Source organism: Pseudomonas sp. B40(2017), assembly GCF_002112855.1.
Classification (GTDB): domain Bacteria; phylum Pseudomonadota; class Gammaproteobacteria; order Pseudomonadales; family Pseudomonadaceae; genus Aquipseudomonas; species Aquipseudomonas pharyngis.
Window position 1 is genome coordinate 67,463 of record NZ_NEIT01000011.1, and the last position, 15,795, is coordinate 83,257.

A 15,795-nucleotide genomic window follows, 5' to 3' on the forward strand; every position below is an offset into this window, starting at 1 on the left:
AGTTCTACTTAATAAGAGGGAGCGGAATACACGTCGTAGGTCTGGCGGATCATCAACGCGGCGCTGAAACGCTCGCGGACGATGCGCCGACCTTCGATGCCGAGGGCCGACAACGCAGGCTTCTGGATTTTCTTCAGCCGATCGGCCAGCGCCTGGTGATCACCGGCAGGGAACACGTAACCGGACACACCATGGGTGACCAGTTCGGGCAAAGACGTGCAGTCGCTGGCGATCACCGGCAGGCCCAGCGCCATGCCTTCCAGCGGCACCATGGCAAAGCCTTCCCAGCGGCTCGGCACGATCAGGGCATCGGCTTTCTGATACAGCGCGTGTACTTCGGTTGGCGTCACCCAGGGCAGGTATTCCACCCCGTCCAGCGGCGGACACTCGACGACGTCCTCGTTCACCGCACTGCCCACCACCGTCAGTTTCAGGTCGCTGCGCTGTGCTTCGGTATAGGCCTTGAGCAACACGTCGAAGCCTTTCTGGTAGTCGAGGCGACCGACAAACAGCAGATGAATCGGTGCCGGATCGTTGGCCTTGCGTTCTTCATGCTTGTGATCGATGCCGTTGTAGATCAGCGTCATGCGCTTGCGCTCGATGCCAAACTTCGCGGCCTTGTCCAGCTCGAACTGGCTGACGCAGATGATCGTGTCCGTGACCTTCTGCAGCACCCGTTCGATCCCCGCATAGACTTTCTGCTTGATCGGCGAACTTTCCATCAGGAACGAGAACGCATGCGGGCAGTAGACGATTTTCGGCTTGCGCCACGGTCGTAGCAGCACGCACACGCAACGGCCGATCACCCCGGAAAAGGTGCTGTGCAAATGCACCACGTCGGGTTTTTCCTTGAGCAGGACCCGCGCCAGTTGCCAGGCAAAACGCAGCAGCGACGGAACATTCCGCCCGCTTCGGGCAAAGGTGCGGATCTGCTGTGGATCGATGCCGTGCAGCTCTTTCTTCTGGTCGAGCGGGACCAGATACACCAGCTCATAGCGCCCGTCTTCGGGAGCCGCCGAAATCGTGCGGATGACCGTTGCCACCCCACCTTTGATCGTTTCCGCCACGTGCAGTATTTTTTTCACAACTCACCCACTTTCATGCCTGTAAGAACCGTCGCTGAATTTCAGGACTGGTCGGACGCGTATTCGTAGTTGTAATAGCTGCCGTTGCCGTAATAGCTGGCCGCGCGCTTCTCGACGCCGTTGAACACCGCGCCTTTCAACTCGATACCGTTCTGGGCGAAACGCCGGATCGTCATTTCGATTTCCTTGGCCGGGTTCACCCCGAACCGCGCGACGATCAGGCTGATGCCGGCTTCGCGACCGACAATCGCCGCATCGGTCACCGCCAGCAGCGGTGGCGTGTCGATGATCACCACGTCATAGCGCTCGCTGAGTTGCGCCAGCAGGTCGCGGAAATTGGCGTGCATCAACAGCTCGGAAGGGTTGGGCGGGACCTGGCCACGGCTGATGAAGTGCAGGTTGTCGACTTCGACCTTGTTGATCGCCTGTTCGAGGGTGCAGCGCTTGACCAGCAGATCGGACAAGCCGTTGGTGATCGGCGTGTTCAGCGTTTTGTGCAGATGCCCCTTGCGCATGTCGGCGTCGATCAGCACCACGCGCTGCCCGCTTTGCGCCATGACCGCCGCGAGGTTGGAAGAGACGAAGGTCTTGCCGACCTGCGGACTCGGGCCGGAAATCATGATGCGGTTGTTGGTCGAATCCAGCGCCGCGAAGTGCAGGCAGGTGCGCAGGCTGCGGATCGATTCGATGGACAGGTCCGTCGGGTTGCGCAGGGCCAGCAGATACGCCGGCGTGTCCGCCGCGACTTTGGCCCGGACTTTTTTGCTGTCCTCTTCCTGTTGCAGAGCGCTGTAGGGAATCGACGCGTAGACCGGCAAGCCGAGCTGCTCGATGCCTTCCGGCCCTTCCAGGCCCTTGCTCAGGGATTTGCGCAACAGCACCAGCGCCACGCCGACGAAGGCGCCGAGGAAGGTGGCGATCAACACGATCAGGGCTTTTTTCGGTTTGACCGGGCTGGTCAGGTCGACATCCGCCGTATCCACCAGACGCACGTTACCCACAGCGCCCGCGCGAACGATGTCCAGCTCCTGGGATTTGTTCAGCAACTGGGTGTAGATCTGCGAGGCGACTTCGACATCGCGGGTCAGGTTGAGCAATTCCTGCTGCGTGGCTGGCAGGTCCTGAACCTTGCCTTCCAGCGAGCGCTGTTGCTGGGTCAGTTCACCGATCTGGGTCATCAGCGCGCGGTAGGCCGGGTGCTGTTTGGTGAACTTGCGATCCATCTCCGCCTGTTGCAGTTTCAGCTCGGAAATCCGCGTTTCGAGCGCCACGGACTGGCCGAGCACCGATTGGGTTTCCATGGAGATGTTCACGGTCTTGCCGTGGGTCTGGTAGGCGTTGAGCGCATCGCTGGCCTTGGCCAGGTCACGCTTGACCTGCGGCAACTGGCTTTGCAGGAAGGCCAGGCTTTGCGCCGCTTCGGCGGAGGTGCGGCGCACGTTCTGATCGACGTACAGCGCGGCGATCTTGTTGAGGATCTTCACCGCTTCGGCGGCGTCGCTGCTGGCCAGGGCCAGACGGATGATGCCGGACTCCTTGCCTTGCTCGGAGATGTCCAGCGCGTCCTGATAACCCTGGATGGTCACGATTCGTGGGTTGCGCACCACTTCGAAACGGGTTCCGGGATTGGCCAACAGTTGCGCGACCTGCCCTTCTACGCCGTCCTGCGCGAAGGCTTCGCCCGCCACGCCGTCGACCAGCAGGTTGTCGTTGTCGTCCAACAGCTGAAAGCGATGTTGTTCGCCGGCAATCAGGGTGAGTTTTTTGCCCAGCAGTTCCTTGGGCAGATTGAGCTTCGCAAACTCCAGGCGTTCACCGCCCCAGGCGTAGCTGCTCAGGCCGAAACGCGGCGGCGCGACGCTGAGTTCGGTCTCACCGCGATAGCGCCGGGAAAGAAAGCCGCCGATCAGCGGGAAGGTGTTGGGAGTGACGTCGATGTCCAGGCGCAGATCGTCGACCGTTTTGCCGATCACCGCGCGGGATTTGATGATGCCGATTTCGGTCACCGACGGCGATTGCCCGCCGAGCATGCTGTTGAGGTCGGAAAAACCGAGCATGTCGTTCTTTTTCGGTTCGACCTGCACCAGCGCGTTGGCCTGATACACCGGCGTGGCCAAAATCGCATAGGCCACACCGGTCATCATGAACGCGCCGGTGAACGCACCGATCAACCATTTCTGATCGATCAGGCTGCCGAAGATGCCGAGAAGATCAATACTGTCTTGATCGTTGTCGCGGGTGCCTATTACTGACGGTAACTGCATAAGTCTTTCTTACCATTCACTGAACTGAAGAATATTCATCAACGCGCCAGGCGTTGCGCCCATGAGCTAACAGCATCTTCAATCAATGCATGGGCATGAATAAAAGCGGCTTGCCCCTGACGATACGGGTCCTGTATTTCTCGTTCGCTCTGCCACTTGCCCAGCAGAAACACTTTGCCCCTGGCGTGAGAGGCAATCTTCAGTACTTGATTAACATGTTGTTTTTCCATCACCAGAATCAGGTCTGATTCATTGACGATGTCCGCTGTCAGTTGCCGCGCCTTGAACCCTTCGGCACTGTGTCCGCGGTCTTCCAGCACCTGGCGCGCGGTCGACTCCATGCCTTCGCCGACCCGTGCAGACAGGCCTGCGGAGGTCACGCTGATCGCCGAGGGTGTCAGTGCATTGCGCAACAGAAGTTCCGCTGTCGGACTTCGGCAGATATTGCCTACGCAAACGACAAGAATCTTTTTGAACAAGGTTTACTTTCCCGTGTAATGTCAATCGGCCAACATGCCTTGCAAATTCGAATGAACCCGCAAGACCTTCCTTCACTCGGAAATAGATTCACCCTTAATACCGATGCATTAAGTACCACGGCCTCTAAAAGTCCCCCAACCAGAATTACCGGACTAAAAATAACTGTGATTTTCAGGCGAAAGTTTTCCGACAAAAAATAACATTCGTGCACTTAGCATCCTTATTGCCCTCGAAACCTGTGTAACGAGATAACCCTTCGCTAGATGTCATTCTCATCAGGAGAGCCGACATGAAATCAGCACATCTCAAACATCTGGGTGCCGCCGCCCTGTTGACACTCAGTGCCACCGCGCAGGTTCACGCCAGTACGCTGTTCCCGTCATTGCCCACCCGAACCATTGGCGTTCAGGTCAAGATCCAGAACTTCACCCCGGCGGACGCCGAGCAGATCAAAGCGGCCGGATTCAGCTTTGTGCGCTTCGGCGTCTGGAGCGACAGCCTCGGCGGCAAGGCCTACCAGAAACAGATCAGCGATGCGTTTGCGACGGCGCGGTCCGCCGGGTTGCCGGTCTTGATGACCGTTCGCGCCACCAAACCCTTGACCGGTGACCTGACCACCGCCGGTGAAGCCTTTGCCAACGCGGTGAGCGGGCTTGAGCAAGCCTGGAACGCGCAACTGGTGGGGATCGAAATCTGGAATGAGCCGGACCTCGACACCTACTGGCCCACTGGAGACTTCAAGAACACCTTCGTGCCGTTCATGACGGCCATGTGCAAGACGCTGCAGGGCAAACCGCAATCGACGCCTCTGGTGGGCTTCGGTTTTGCCCGTCCGCCGACGGCCGGCTCCGCCTCGACCGTGGCCCTCAACAGCATCCTCGGCACTTATCCTGAGTGCCTGGACGCCATTTCCTATCACCCCTACGGCATGACCGCGACGCAGATCAGTAACGCGCAGACCTTCATCCAGCAAAACTTCCGTCTGCCGGGCGTTATCAGTGAATGGGGCGTCTCGGCGCTCGCCTCCAACGGCGGACCGGAAGGGCAAGCCAGTAAAATCTCTGCGTTCATCGCCGATGTTAAAAAACTCAACATTCCGCTGACGTCGATTTACGAATGGAAGAACAGCGAGTCGGGCAGCAACGACCGGGAGAAGAATTTCGGCCTGCTGACCTCCGACGGCCAGCCGAAACCGGCACAGACGGCGGTCTCGACTCATTTGAACGCCGATTAAGCGGTACAGCGGGTCAGTTGCTTTGAACCTGTGGTTCTTTTTGGCATCGTATTGATCGATACGCGCCCCGCCTTTCAAACAGCCGTTTTCAGGTTGTTGCCGCCGGGGCGCTCGATACGCCGACATGCCCTTGAGTGGCTGTCGACGCTCGGGTAATGTCACCAGACCCATAGGACAGAGCACGCTCATGACTTCCAAGCTGGAACAACTCAAACAGTTCACCACCGTTGTGGCCGACACCGGCGACTTCGAAGCGATTGCCCGGGTCAAACCGGTCGACGCCACCACCAACCCTTCCCTGCTGCTCAAGGCAGCGGCTATTCCGGCTTACGCTGAACTGCTGAACGCCAGCGTCGGCGACTGCAAGGGCGATGTCGGCCTGGCCAGCGACCGTTTCGGCGTCGCGGTCGGTCAGGAAATCCTCAAAGTGATCCCGGGCCGTATTTCCACTGAAGTGGATGCACGCCTGTCGTTCGACAAGGACGCAGTGCTCAAACGGGCCCACCGCCTGATCGAGCTGTACGACAAGGCCGGCGTTGGCCGTGACCGCGTACTGATCAAGATCGCCTCGACCTGGGAAGGCATCCGCGCTGCCGAGATCCTCGAGAAGGAAGGCATCCAGACCAACCTGACCCTGCTGTTCTCCTTCGCTCAGGCCGCTGCCTGCGCCGATGCCGGCGTCTTTCTGATCTCGCCGTTCGTGGGCCGCATCTACGATTGGTACAAGAAGGCCAACGGCAACGACTACACCGGTGCCGATGATCCGGGCGTGCAGTCCGTGACGCGCATCTACAACTACTACAAGGCCAATGACTACAAGACCGTGGTCATGGGCGCGAGCTTCCGCAATCTGAGTCAGATCGAGCAACTGGCCGGCTGCGACCGCCTGACCATCAGCCCGGATCTTATCGAGAAACTGGCGGCCGACACCGGCAAGCTGGAACGCAAACTCGCTCCGGGCCATGCTGGCGAAGCGCGCCTGAGCCTCAACGAAGCGCAATTCCGCTGGCTGTCCAACGAAGACGCGATGGCCACCGAAAAACTGGCCGAAGGCATCCGCCAGTTTGCCCGCGACCAGGAAAAACTCGAGGCGCTGCTGCAAGCCAAGCTGTAATCAGCCGAGCGCAAACGCAAAAAGGGCGAACCCTCACAGGTTCGCCCTTTTTTGTGCCTTGCGGTCTGGCTGATCAGTGCCGTTCGAGGGCATTCACCAGGTCATGGAAGGCTTCGCGGTTGGAGTCGTTCAGGCCCATGAGGATCTTGTGCGCTTCGAGCACCTTGATCCGCACCACCTCTTCAGACTGATCCTGATCCGGCAGGTCATCAAGGCATTCCGGGCACGGCACGGGATGGTTGACGATATTGAACACCTGCTCGAAACCCATCGACTGCAGCAGACGGGTGATGTCCTCGTGGGTGGTGACCACGGTCGGCAGCAGGCCGACCTTCTGCCGCGACAGGATCGACAGCTTGGCCAGCAGGCCCAGGGTGGTGCTGTCGATGCTGCGTGTTTCGGTCAAATCGATCACGATCGCGTTGAAATTCAGCGCGGTGAAGATTTTTTCAATAGTCGCATCCAACGCCGAACACAGGGTCAGGCGAACTTCACCGACGAACTTCAGGACGAAGGTGCCGTCCTGCTCGGCGAACTGGATTCTACCGGTACTCATCAAAGATTCCTGCTCAACACCAACAGGGCGATATCATCCGGCATCTCCCCTAGCGTGGCCAATCCAAAAACCTGCCGCAGACCATCCAGGCTGCCGCCCGCCGACTTCACCTTTTGCGGTAAAGCGGCTTCTTTCTCTTTGAGTGTGGGCTCTGGCAAAAGATCCAGAATGCCATCAGACATCAGCGTCAAGCTGAACGTCGGTGGCAGCTCGAGCACGTGGTCTTCGTAGGTAGCTTCGTTGAAAAGCCCCACCGGCAGACCGCGCCCCTCGAGGTAGCGAACACTGTCAGGCGTGTACAACACAGGCAACGGCAGATGGCCGCCGATGCTATAGGTCAACAAACCGGTCTCCTCGTCGATGACTCCACCGACCATTGTGACGTGTTTACCCAGCTTACAACTGATCAGCCCCCGGTTGATATGACCGAGGACTTCCGAAGGCTTGAATTCCGGCAGCGTGCCGTTGCGCTTGGATTCGAACAACAGGCGCGTGGTCATGAACTTCAGCAGCACGGTGACGAACGCCGAAGAGGCGCCATGACCGGACACGTCCGCCAGATAGAACGCCACCCGGCGCTCGTCGACCCGGAAGTAGTCGACAAAATCACCCGACAGGTACAGCGACGGGATGATCTGGTGCGCGAACCTGAATTCGTCGATGGCCCACGGACTTTCCGGCAGCATGTTCATCTGCACCTGGCGACCGGCGTTCTGGTCTTCCTGGAGCAGGTTCAGGCTGGCTTCGAGTTCGCGGTTGGCCTTTTCCAGTTTCTCGCGGTAGCGCTGGTTTTCCAGCAGCAGACGCGCACGATCCAGGGCCCGGCGCACGGAGTGCTCGAGCACGGCCAGATCTTCGAGAGGCTTGATCAGATAATCCGCCGCGCCCAGGCGCAGGGCCTCGACCGCGTCGTTCATCACGCCGGCGCCCGAGACCACGATCACCGGTGTCTGCGGCGACCGCTCAGTGACCTGACGGATGAGTTCGAGACCGCCCATCTGCGGCATGCGCAGATCGCAGATGACCAAGTCGGGCGTGTCTTGCTCGAATACCTGAAGACCCTGCTGGCCGTTACTGGCCTGCAAGACGCTGAAACCACTGTCTTCCAAATAGGCCGCGAGGCTCGCGCGCACTACTTCGTCATCATCGATTATCAGCAGCGTGGCACTGGTTTTTGGCATGTGGGCAAACGGCGCCAGAATTAGGTTGGCGTAGCAGGCGGGGCAACGGCCCGGCGCAGACTACTGGATTCGCTTTCTAGCCTCTCTGCTACACCGCTTCGGAGCATTCGCGCCGCACACGGTTGCACCAGAGGTGCCCTTCTAAGGCGCAGACGGTACTCCCATCCTTCGAGCGTTTCAAGCATGCGCCGATGGTCGCTTGGAGACTTTGTTTGTCAAATCACTCGCAGTTATAAGAACGGCTTCAACCGTAACCCAATCATTGGACGCGCCCACAAAAAAGGCGACCTCGCGGTCGCCCTTTCATACCGATCAATCGAGATCAGAAATCGTCTTCAACCTGCCCGTCCTTGACCTTGAACTCGCGGTTCTGCAGGTAGGCGTTGCGGATGAAGGTGTACTTGTCGCCGCTGATCAGCTTCTCGCTGGACAACAGGCTGGCGCGGGTGTCGACGATGTTCAGGCCGAAAATCGAGTTACGCACCGGCACGTCGTTGATGTAGCGATACGGGCCGGTGAAGCTGTCGACGTACTTGGACGGCGCGTCACGCAGCGTGCTCGGGCCCATCAGCGGCAGCATCACGTAAGGACCGCTGCCGACGCCCCAGTAGCCGAGAGTCTGGCCGAAGTCTTCGTCGCTGCGGTTCAGGCCCATTTTGGTGCCGACGTCGAAGAATCCGAGCAGGCCGAACGTGGTGTTGAAGATCAGGCGCGCGGTGTCGACGCCCGCCGCAGCCGGTTTGGCCTGAAGAATGTTGTTCGCCAGGTTGGTGACATCACCGACGTTGCGGAACATGTTGTGGATGCCATCTTCCAGGAATTGCGGAGTAACAAATTCGTAACCCTGCGCCAGCGGCTTCAGCGCATAGGTGTCGACGAAATCGTTGAACTGGAAAATCGGACGGTTGACGCTTTCCCAAGGATCTTCTTCCGTTGCGGCCTGAGCGGCGAACGGCACCAGCATTACGCTGGCACATACACAAAGCTGAGCAAGAGGATGGCTCCAGCGCATAGAAAACTCCTTGGATAGTACGGACGCAGCACCTGGGCCGCGGCGATTAGTGCGTCAGTATAAGACGGAAACGGCGCTTTAGGCAGTTCCCCCGGTGAAACCCACTGTAGGACGCTTCGTCATTGGCCTGTCATGCAATTGTCACCGACATTGCCTAGCCTGATCGCTATTTCAGGGACGTTTTCCATGCCTCAAGCCGAAGCCTTGCCCCTCGCGGCACCGACGCTGACCGCCGTGCTGTTCGGACTCAGCGGCTGTCTGGTGGACTTCGGCGCCCGCGCCCGTCATCAAACCAGCGTCGGCCCGGAACACGCCGACGTCACACCCGGCGCCCTCGACAGCCTGCGCAGCCTGCAGCGCCAGCAAATTCCCTGCGCCTGGCTGGATGAGTTGTCCATCGCGAGCACTCAGGTACTGGCATCGGCGCTGCCAGACTGGATCAAACCATCGCAATATTCGGCAACAATCAATCCTTGGCCGGCGCCCAACGCCTGCTGGCAAGCGTTGATGGGCTTGAATGTCGATCGCCTCGACGGTTGCGTACTGGTCAGCGGCGAACCGCGCCTGCTGCAATCGGGCCTCAATGCCGGGTTGTGGACCATTGGCCTGGCGTCCTGCGGTTCACTGTGCGGCATGGCGCCGAGCGAATGGCAGGCCCTGAGCCAGAAGGAACGCGAACAACTGCGCGGCAAGGCGACCGTGCAACTGTTCAGCCTCGGCGTGCACTCGGTGATCGATCATCTGGGCGAGCTCGACACCTGTCTGGCGGACATCAGCCTGCGTCGCCTCAAAGGCGAAAAGCCCTGACCGGGATCATGCAGGTTGGCCAAGAGTGGATTAGTCTTAAAGAGAGCCATAGACCTTTGGCGCACGGCTGCGGTCTATGCCAGTGCCTCTCGATAAAAGGAAACAACCATGCCCGCTCAAGAACTGCAAAAACAGCTCACTGCCCTGCGCGAGCAACTGGATCAGACTCCGCCGCTCACCGAAGAAGAGCGCGAACATCTGCACGACCTGATGGCGCAGATCGAATCCGAGATAAAACTGGAACAGTCCACTCAGGAAAACAGTATCGCCGATGGTGTGAACCTGGCGGTCGAACGCTTTGAACTCGAACATCCAACCATCGCCGGTACTTTGCGCAACATTGCTACTACCCTGCACAGCATGGGCATCTGAAACCCGCGAATGCAAAAAAGCCCTGCCATCATTGGCAGGGCTTTTTCATGTCCGCGAGGCGGGTTACTGACGAACGAGACGGTGGTTCGGCAGTTGCACGCTTTCAGTGCTGCGGTACGGGTTGATGTCCAGCCCGCCCCGGCGCACATAACGCGCGAACACCGTGAGTTTTTCCGGTTTCAGCAGGCGCTGCAGGTCGAGGAAGATCCGCTCCACGCACTGCTCGTGGAAGTCCGAGTGCTGACGGAAGCTGACGATGTATTCCAGCAGGCTGGCGTGATCCAGCGCCGCGCCACGGTATTCCACCACCACGCTGCCCCAGTCCGGCTGGCTCGTCACCGGGCAGTTGGATTTGAGCAGATGACTGTGCACGCTCTCCTCCACCACGCGCGAATCGTCGCAGCGCAGCAGTTCAGGACGCGGGTGTTCGTAGTTGCTGACGCTGATATCCAGATCGTCGATGCACACGCCCGGCAGCGCCACAACGCCTTCAGCTTCGACGTCTTTCAGGCTGCGAACCCGCACGCCCACCGGCTTGCCGGCAGCAGCGGACAAGTCCTTGACCAGCGTCGCTTCGAGGCTCGCCATGTCGGCGAACGGCGTCTGGTTCAGCGAGTTCAGGTACAGCTTGAACGACTTGGATTCGATGATGTTCGGCGAATCCGCCGGAATGCTGAATTCACCGATCGCGACCACCGGTTTGCCCGACGGCAGCAGCCACGACAGCTCGAAGCAGTTCCAGAAATCCACGCCTTTATACGGCAGGGTTTCGGCGGTCAGGCCCAGCTCGGCCCATTTCGCAGTGCGCGGGATCGGGAACAGCAATGACGGCGTGTACGTGGCGATGTATTCGCTGGATTTGCCCAGCGGCGAATGTTCGGCTGCGGGATGCATGGCGGAAACCTGACTGAAGAATCAGCGGATTCTACCAGCCTTTGCTCCCGCCTTTGAGTGCTTACTGACTGACAGTCAGTTTGCCGACCATTCCCGCCTGGTAATGCCCGGGAATGTTGCAGGCGAACTCCAGGTTCACGGCTTTGTTGAAGGTCCAGATCAGCTCGGCTGTTTTGCCCGGCTCCACCAGCACGCTGTTGGGGTCATCGTGCTTCATGCCATGCCCCATCGAGGCATGATCCATTCCTGCCATATCGTGGGACATTTCCTTGATGCCGGTCGGCGTCAGCATGCCGCTTTGCTGCATCTGCAACATTTCCTGCTGATGTTTTGCATGCATCGCCGCGTCGCCGAGGTTGAATTCGTGCAGCAACTGGCCTTTATTCACCAGCACAAAACGAACGGTCTCACCGGCCTTGATCTCGATCGCCTTCGGATCGAAGCTCATGTCGCCCATCACCACTTCAATGCTGCGGGTGGCCTTGGACGCCGGGGCCGGCTGGCCGAAGTCATAGGTGTGCGCCGGCGATGCCCACAGCGGCGAACTGAGCGCCATCAGACACGCGGCAAGGGCCAGACGGTTGCGCAAAAACATAGTCGTACTCCAACAAATCAAGGTTCAGCCTGTGGGAAACTCTAGCCCGCCTGCGCTGGCAGCGACCTGACAGGGAGATTACAACTTTGTCAGGTTGGCGCCCGCCGCGTTCGCCCACGGTATAACGTCCTCGTTCCCGCTACCCGAGTTGCCCATGAAACTGCTGATCGTCGAAGACCAACCCAAAACCGGCCAGTACCTGCGCCAGGGCCTGACCGAGGCCGGTTTCAACACCGAACTGGTGGCCGACGGCACCACCGGCCAGCAATTGGCGTTGAGTGGCGACTATGCGCTGCTGATCCTCGACGTGATGCTGCCCGGACGCAATGGCTGGCAGATCCTGCAAGCGGTGCGCAGCGCCGGTCTGGAAACGCCGATCCTGTTTTTGACCGCAAAGGACACCGTTGAAGACCGTGTGCATGGTCTCGAACTGGGCGCCGACGATTATCTGGTCAAACCGTTCGCCTTCTCCGAATTACTGGCCCGGGTGCGCAGCCTATTGCGCCGCGGCAGTTCCACACCCCAGGAAACCAGCCTGCGCCTGGCCGATTTGAGCCTGGACCTGATCCGCCGCCGGGTCGAACGCAGCGGCCAACGCATCGACCTCACCGCCAAGGAGTTTGCACTGCTGGAAATGCTCCTGCGCCGCCAGGGCGAAGTGCTGCCCAAATCGCTGATCGCCTCACAGGTCTGGGACATGAACTTCGACAGCGACACCAACGTCATCGAAGTAGCGATTCGCCGGCTGCGCCTGAAGATCGACGACGACTTCCCCAACAAGCTGATTCACACCGTTCGCGGCATGGGTTACGTCCTTGAAGAGCGAACCGACTGATGCGCCGACTGTCCTTGAGCGGCCGGCTGGCGCTGTTGTTTGCAGGCTGCACCGCAGTGGTTTCGCTAGTCGCCGGGGTGGTTTTCAATCGAGCCAGCGAGGGCCACTTCGTCGAGCTCGACCAGCAACTGCTCGAAGGAAAACTGCTCGGCGTACGTCAGACGCTGCTGAGTGGCAGCGACGCCGCGCACATCACCGATGAGTTGAGCCAACAGGGCGATATCACGTTGCGCGTCAGCGGCCCTGAGGGCCAGCGCTGGTTTGGGCGCTCGTTGCATACCCCCGCTAACCTGCCGCAGCAACCCGGTCTGGCCACCATCAACGACAACGGCACCGACTATCGCCTGCTCAACGCCGCGCTTGAACCGGGAAAACCCGATTCACCGCAGTTGACCTTGCTGCTGGACATCACCCACCACCAGCACTTCCTGCAACGCATGCAGCATTTGATCTGGCTGACCGTCGGCCTCTCGGCGCTGGCCACCGCGTTGCTCGGTGCTTGGGCTGCCCGCAGCGGTCTTCGTCCGCTACGCCGCATGAGTGCCGTGGCCCGTGGGATTTCGGCGCAATCGCTGAATGCCCGATTGCCGGAAGCGCGGATGCCTGCAGAACTCGCGGAATTGGCCCACAGCTTCAACGCCATGCTCGGACGCCTCGATGACTCTTTTCAGCGGCTGTCAGCGTTCTCCGCCGACATCGCCCATGAGCTACGCACACCACTTTCCAATCTGCTGACCCACACCCAGGTCACCCTGACCCGCCCTCGCCCCCTCGAAGACTATCGCGAGGCATTGCACAGCAACCTTGAAGAGCTGCAATGGATGGCGCAACTGGTCAACGACATGCTTTATCTGGCCAAGGCTGACCACGGTTTGCTGGTGCCCAAGCGTGAACCACTGGAGCTGGCGGAAGAAGCCGACGCGTTGCTGGAGTTTTTTGCGCCGCTGGCCGAAGACGCTCAGGTAGGCCTGAGTCGTGACGGTGCGGGGCAGCTCGAGGGGGATCGCCCGATGTTGCGCCGGGCGCTATCGAATCTGCTGGATAACGCGTTGCGCTTTACCCCTGCAAACGGCGAGGTGCGCATTCGGGTCACCGAGCAGGCTAAATCCTTGAGGGTGACCGTGGAGAACAGTGGCGAAGGGATTTCTGCGGACTTGTTGCCGCGTTTGTTTGACCGTTTCTACCGTGCGGACCCGGCGCGCCAGGAAGGCAGCAGCGAGCATGCGGGATTGGGGCTGGCGATTACTCAGTCGATCATCCGCGCTCATGGCGGGCAGATTCATTGCGAATCGGCTCAGGGCTGGACGCGGTTTGTGATTGAGTTGCCGAAAAACGATTGAGGCCGGCAATGCCGGCCTCAATGGGGGAACTTACGAATAGCGCAACGCGTGCGCCGGTTCGATCTTCGCCGCTCGCCACGCCGGGTAAACGGTGGCCAGGAAGCTGAGGATGAAGCCCGCCGAACAGATGAGCAGCACGTCGCCGCCCTGCAATTCCGATGGCAGGTTGCTGACGAAATACACGTCCGAACTGAAGATGTGCTGCCCGGTCACCCGCTCGACCCAGCCCACCATTTCACTGACGTTCAGCGCCGCAATCACGCCCAGCACGCCACCAATGATGGTGCCGACGATGCCGATCACCGTGCCCTGCACCATGAAGATCGCCATGATCTGCCGTGGCGTGGCGCCGATGGTGCGCAGGATCGCGATGTCCGCGCCCTTGTCGTTCACCACCATGATCAGGGTCGCAATGATGTTGAACGCCGCCACCGCGACGATCATCAGCAGCAACAGGCCGATCATGGTTTTTTCCATCTTCATCGCGCTGAACAGACTGCCCTGGGTATGGGTCCAGTCGTCAGCCTTGAAGTCGGTGCCGAGGCCGGTGGCAATGTCCGATGAAACCTTCGGCGCAGCGTACAGATCCTTCACCGCCAGACGCACGCTCTGCACCTGATTCGGCTCCCAGTGCTGCATGGTCGCGGCGTCGGAGACGTGGATCAGGCCCATGGAACCGTCGAGTTCGGCACCGACCTTGAACACGCCGACCACGTTCAAGCGCTGCATGCGCGGAGTGATGCCGCCCGGTGCGGTGCTGACTTCCGGCACGATCAGGGTGATCTTGTCGCCGACGTTGAGGCGAAAACGCCGAGCGGTGATTTCGCCCAGCACTACGCCGAACTCACCCGGCTTCAAGGCATCGAGACGACCCTGGACAATGTGCTGGGCAACGATCGACACCTTGCCTTCCTGGGCCGGATCGACGCCGCTGATCTGGATCGGCTGCATCATGCCCTTGTAGGACAGCATGCCTTCCATCTCGGTGAACGGCACGGCGGCGGTCACTTCCGGGTTCTTCATCGCGGCGGCGGCCACTGGCTGCCAGTCGTCGATCGGCTTGACGCCGACGATGGTCGCGTGAGGCACCATGCCGAGGATGCGCGAGCTCATTTCGCGCTGGAAGCCGTTCATCACCGACAGCACCACGATCATCGCCAGCACGCCGAGGGCGAGGCCGATCATCGAGGTCATCGAAATGAACGAAACAAAGCGATTGCGGCGCTTGGCGCGGGTATAGCGCGTGCCGATAAAGATCGATAACGGTCTGAACATTCGCTGGGGCACCGTATAAAAATAAAAGACCCGACGCCTTTTCAGACATCGGGTTTCAAGCCGTCAGATGGGGGTCAGGCAACCTTCCTGCAGCTGCAGGACGCGGTCCATCTGGCGAGCCAGGTTCATGTCGTGAGTCACCACCAGAAACGCCGTGCGCATCGAAGTGCTGAGTTCCAGCATCAGATCCTGAATGCCTTCGGCGGTATGGGAGTCGAGGTTGCCGGTCGGCTCGTCGAGCATCACCAGTCCTGGATTGTTCACCAGCGCCCGGGCGATGGCCACGCGCTGGCGTTCGCCACCGGACAGCTCTGCCGGTTTGTGCTCCAGGCGATGACCCAGGCCGACCCGTTCCAGCAACGCCGTGGCACGCTGACGTGCTTCCGGGATCGCGGTCTTGCCGATCAGCAGCGGCATGCAGACGTTTTCCAGCGCGGTGAATTCCGGCAGCAAGTGGTGGAACTGGTACACGAACCCGAGGGCGCGGTTACGCAGCAGGCCACGCTTCTTCTCGCTCAGCGCCGACAGTTCTTCACCGTCGAGCCAGACACCGCCCTTGGTCGGCGTGTCGAGACCGCCCAGCAGGTTGAGCAAGGTACTTTTGCCCGAACCGGATTTGCCGACGATCGCCACCCGCTCACCCGGATGCAATTCCAGTTGCAGGTTGGCCAGCACTTCCACCGACTCCGGGCCTTCCTCGTAGGACTTGCCCAGGTTGCGGCAGCTCAAGATTGCTTTTTCACTCATGCCC

The 15,795-nt window shown here is 60.0% G+C and carries 16 protein-coding genes; 6 read left to right on the plus strand and 10 right to left on the minus strand.

From position 1 onward, the window contains the following. Positions 1-8: 8 nt before the first annotated feature. From CAF76_RS26945 to CAF76_RS26955, 3 genes are read right to left on the minus strand one after another with little or no spacing between them, the layout of a single operon-like run. Positions 9-1,085: a glycosyltransferase gene (locus tag CAF76_RS26945; RefSeq protein WP_085649290.1), complete on the minus strand. Its 1,077-nt coding sequence runs from the start codon at positions 1,083-1,085 to the stop codon at positions 9-11. Positions 1,086-1,126: 41 nt separating this feature from the next. Continuing rightward, positions 1,127-3,349 carry a polysaccharide biosynthesis tyrosine autokinase gene (locus CAF76_RS26950; RefSeq protein ID WP_085649291.1) on the minus strand — a complete coding sequence of 741 codons (2,223 nt, stop codon included), beginning with the start codon at positions 3,347-3,349 and terminating at the stop codon, positions 1,127-1,129. 38 nt (positions 3,350-3,387) lie between these two features. After that, complete coding sequence (locus tag CAF76_RS26955; protein ID WP_039772775.1) at positions 3,388-3,828, minus strand: low molecular weight protein-tyrosine-phosphatase; 441 nt, start codon at positions 3,826-3,828, stop codon at positions 3,388-3,390. A gap of 290 nt (positions 3,829-4,118) precedes the next feature. Here CAF76_RS26955 and CAF76_RS26960 point away from each other — a divergent pair, with 290 nt between their 5' ends. Continuing rightward, positions 4,119-5,063, plus strand: coding sequence for a glycosyl hydrolase family 5 (locus CAF76_RS26960; protein WP_085649292.1), 945 nt, complete (start codon positions 4,119-4,121; stop codon positions 5,061-5,063). A 187-nt stretch (positions 5,064-5,250) separates the two neighbouring features. After that, positions 5,251-6,177, plus strand: a complete 927-nt coding sequence (tal, locus tag CAF76_RS26965) for a transaldolase (RefSeq protein WP_039772777.1) — start codon at positions 5,251-5,253, stop codon at positions 6,175-6,177. A gap of 73 nt (positions 6,178-6,250) precedes the next feature. Here the strand turns inward: tal and rssC are convergent, their stop codons facing one another. The 3 genes from rssC to CAF76_RS26980 form a co-directional block, all read right to left on the minus strand. Further along, a complete protein-coding gene (rssC, locus tag CAF76_RS26970; protein WP_003226553.1) occupies positions 6,251-6,733 on the minus strand; it encodes an anti-sigma factor antagonist RssC in 483 nt (160 codons plus the stop codon). Further along, entirely contained in the window at positions 6,733-7,914 is a 1,182-nt protein-coding gene (rssB, locus tag CAF76_RS26975; RefSeq protein ID WP_041475374.1) for a two-component system response regulator RssB, read from the minus strand. Before rssB ends, rssC begins: the two co-directional genes overlap by 1 nt. Positions 7,915-8,236: 322 nt before the next feature. Then, positions 8,237-8,926, minus strand: a complete 690-nt coding sequence (locus CAF76_RS26980; protein WP_011335174.1) for a VacJ family lipoprotein — start codon at positions 8,924-8,926, stop codon at positions 8,237-8,239. Between the two features lie 186 nt (positions 8,927-9,112). Here CAF76_RS26980 and CAF76_RS26985 point away from each other — a divergent pair, with 186 nt between their 5' ends. After that, on the plus strand, positions 9,113-9,733 hold the full coding sequence (locus CAF76_RS26985; RefSeq protein ID WP_085649293.1) for a phosphatase: 621 nt from the start codon (positions 9,113-9,115) through the stop codon (positions 9,731-9,733). Positions 9,734-9,841: 108 nt separating this feature from the next. Next, on the plus strand, positions 9,842-10,105 hold the full coding sequence (locus CAF76_RS26990; RefSeq protein WP_085649294.1) for a DUF4404 family protein: 264 nt from the start codon (positions 9,842-9,844) through the stop codon (positions 10,103-10,105). Positions 10,106-10,168: 63 nt separating this feature from the next. Here CAF76_RS26990 and queF read toward each other — a convergent pair whose 3' ends face one another. Both queF and CAF76_RS27000 read right to left on the minus strand, forming a co-directional pair. Further along, complete coding sequence (queF, locus tag CAF76_RS26995) at positions 10,169-10,999, minus strand: NADPH-dependent 7-cyano-7-deazaguanine reductase QueF (RefSeq protein ID WP_085649295.1); 831 nt, start codon at positions 10,997-10,999, stop codon at positions 10,169-10,171. Between the two features lie 61 nt (positions 11,000-11,060). After that, positions 11,061-11,555, minus strand: coding sequence for a plastocyanin/azurin family copper-binding protein (locus CAF76_RS27000; RefSeq protein WP_256579672.1), 495 nt, complete (start codon positions 11,553-11,555; stop codon positions 11,061-11,063). A 193-nt stretch (positions 11,556-11,748) separates the two neighbouring features. On the opposite strand from CAF76_RS27000, the gene CAF76_RS27005 reads away from it, so the two are divergent. Then, positions 11,749-12,429, plus strand: a complete 681-nt coding sequence (locus CAF76_RS27005; RefSeq protein WP_085649297.1) for a heavy metal response regulator transcription factor — start codon at positions 11,749-11,751, stop codon at positions 12,427-12,429. Beyond that, a complete protein-coding gene (locus CAF76_RS27010) occupies positions 12,429-13,769 on the plus strand; it encodes a heavy metal sensor histidine kinase (RefSeq protein WP_085649298.1) in 1,341 nt (446 codons plus the stop codon). Before CAF76_RS27005 ends, CAF76_RS27010 begins: the two co-directional genes overlap by 1 nt. Before the next feature lie 30 nt (positions 13,770-13,799). Here the strand turns inward: CAF76_RS27010 and CAF76_RS27015 are convergent, their stop codons facing one another. Together CAF76_RS27015 and lolD are read right to left on the minus strand one after the other, a co-directional pair. Continuing rightward, positions 13,800-15,044 carry a lipoprotein-releasing ABC transporter permease subunit gene (locus tag CAF76_RS27015; protein ID WP_064598104.1) on the minus strand — a complete coding sequence of 415 codons (1,245 nt, stop codon included), beginning with the start codon at positions 15,042-15,044 and terminating at the stop codon, positions 13,800-13,802. 63 nt (positions 15,045-15,107) lie between these two features. After that, positions 15,108-15,791, minus strand: a complete 684-nt coding sequence (lolD, locus tag CAF76_RS27020) for a lipoprotein-releasing ABC transporter ATP-binding protein LolD (protein WP_162831788.1) — start codon at positions 15,789-15,791, stop codon at positions 15,108-15,110. Positions 15,792-15,795: the final 4 nt, after the last annotated feature.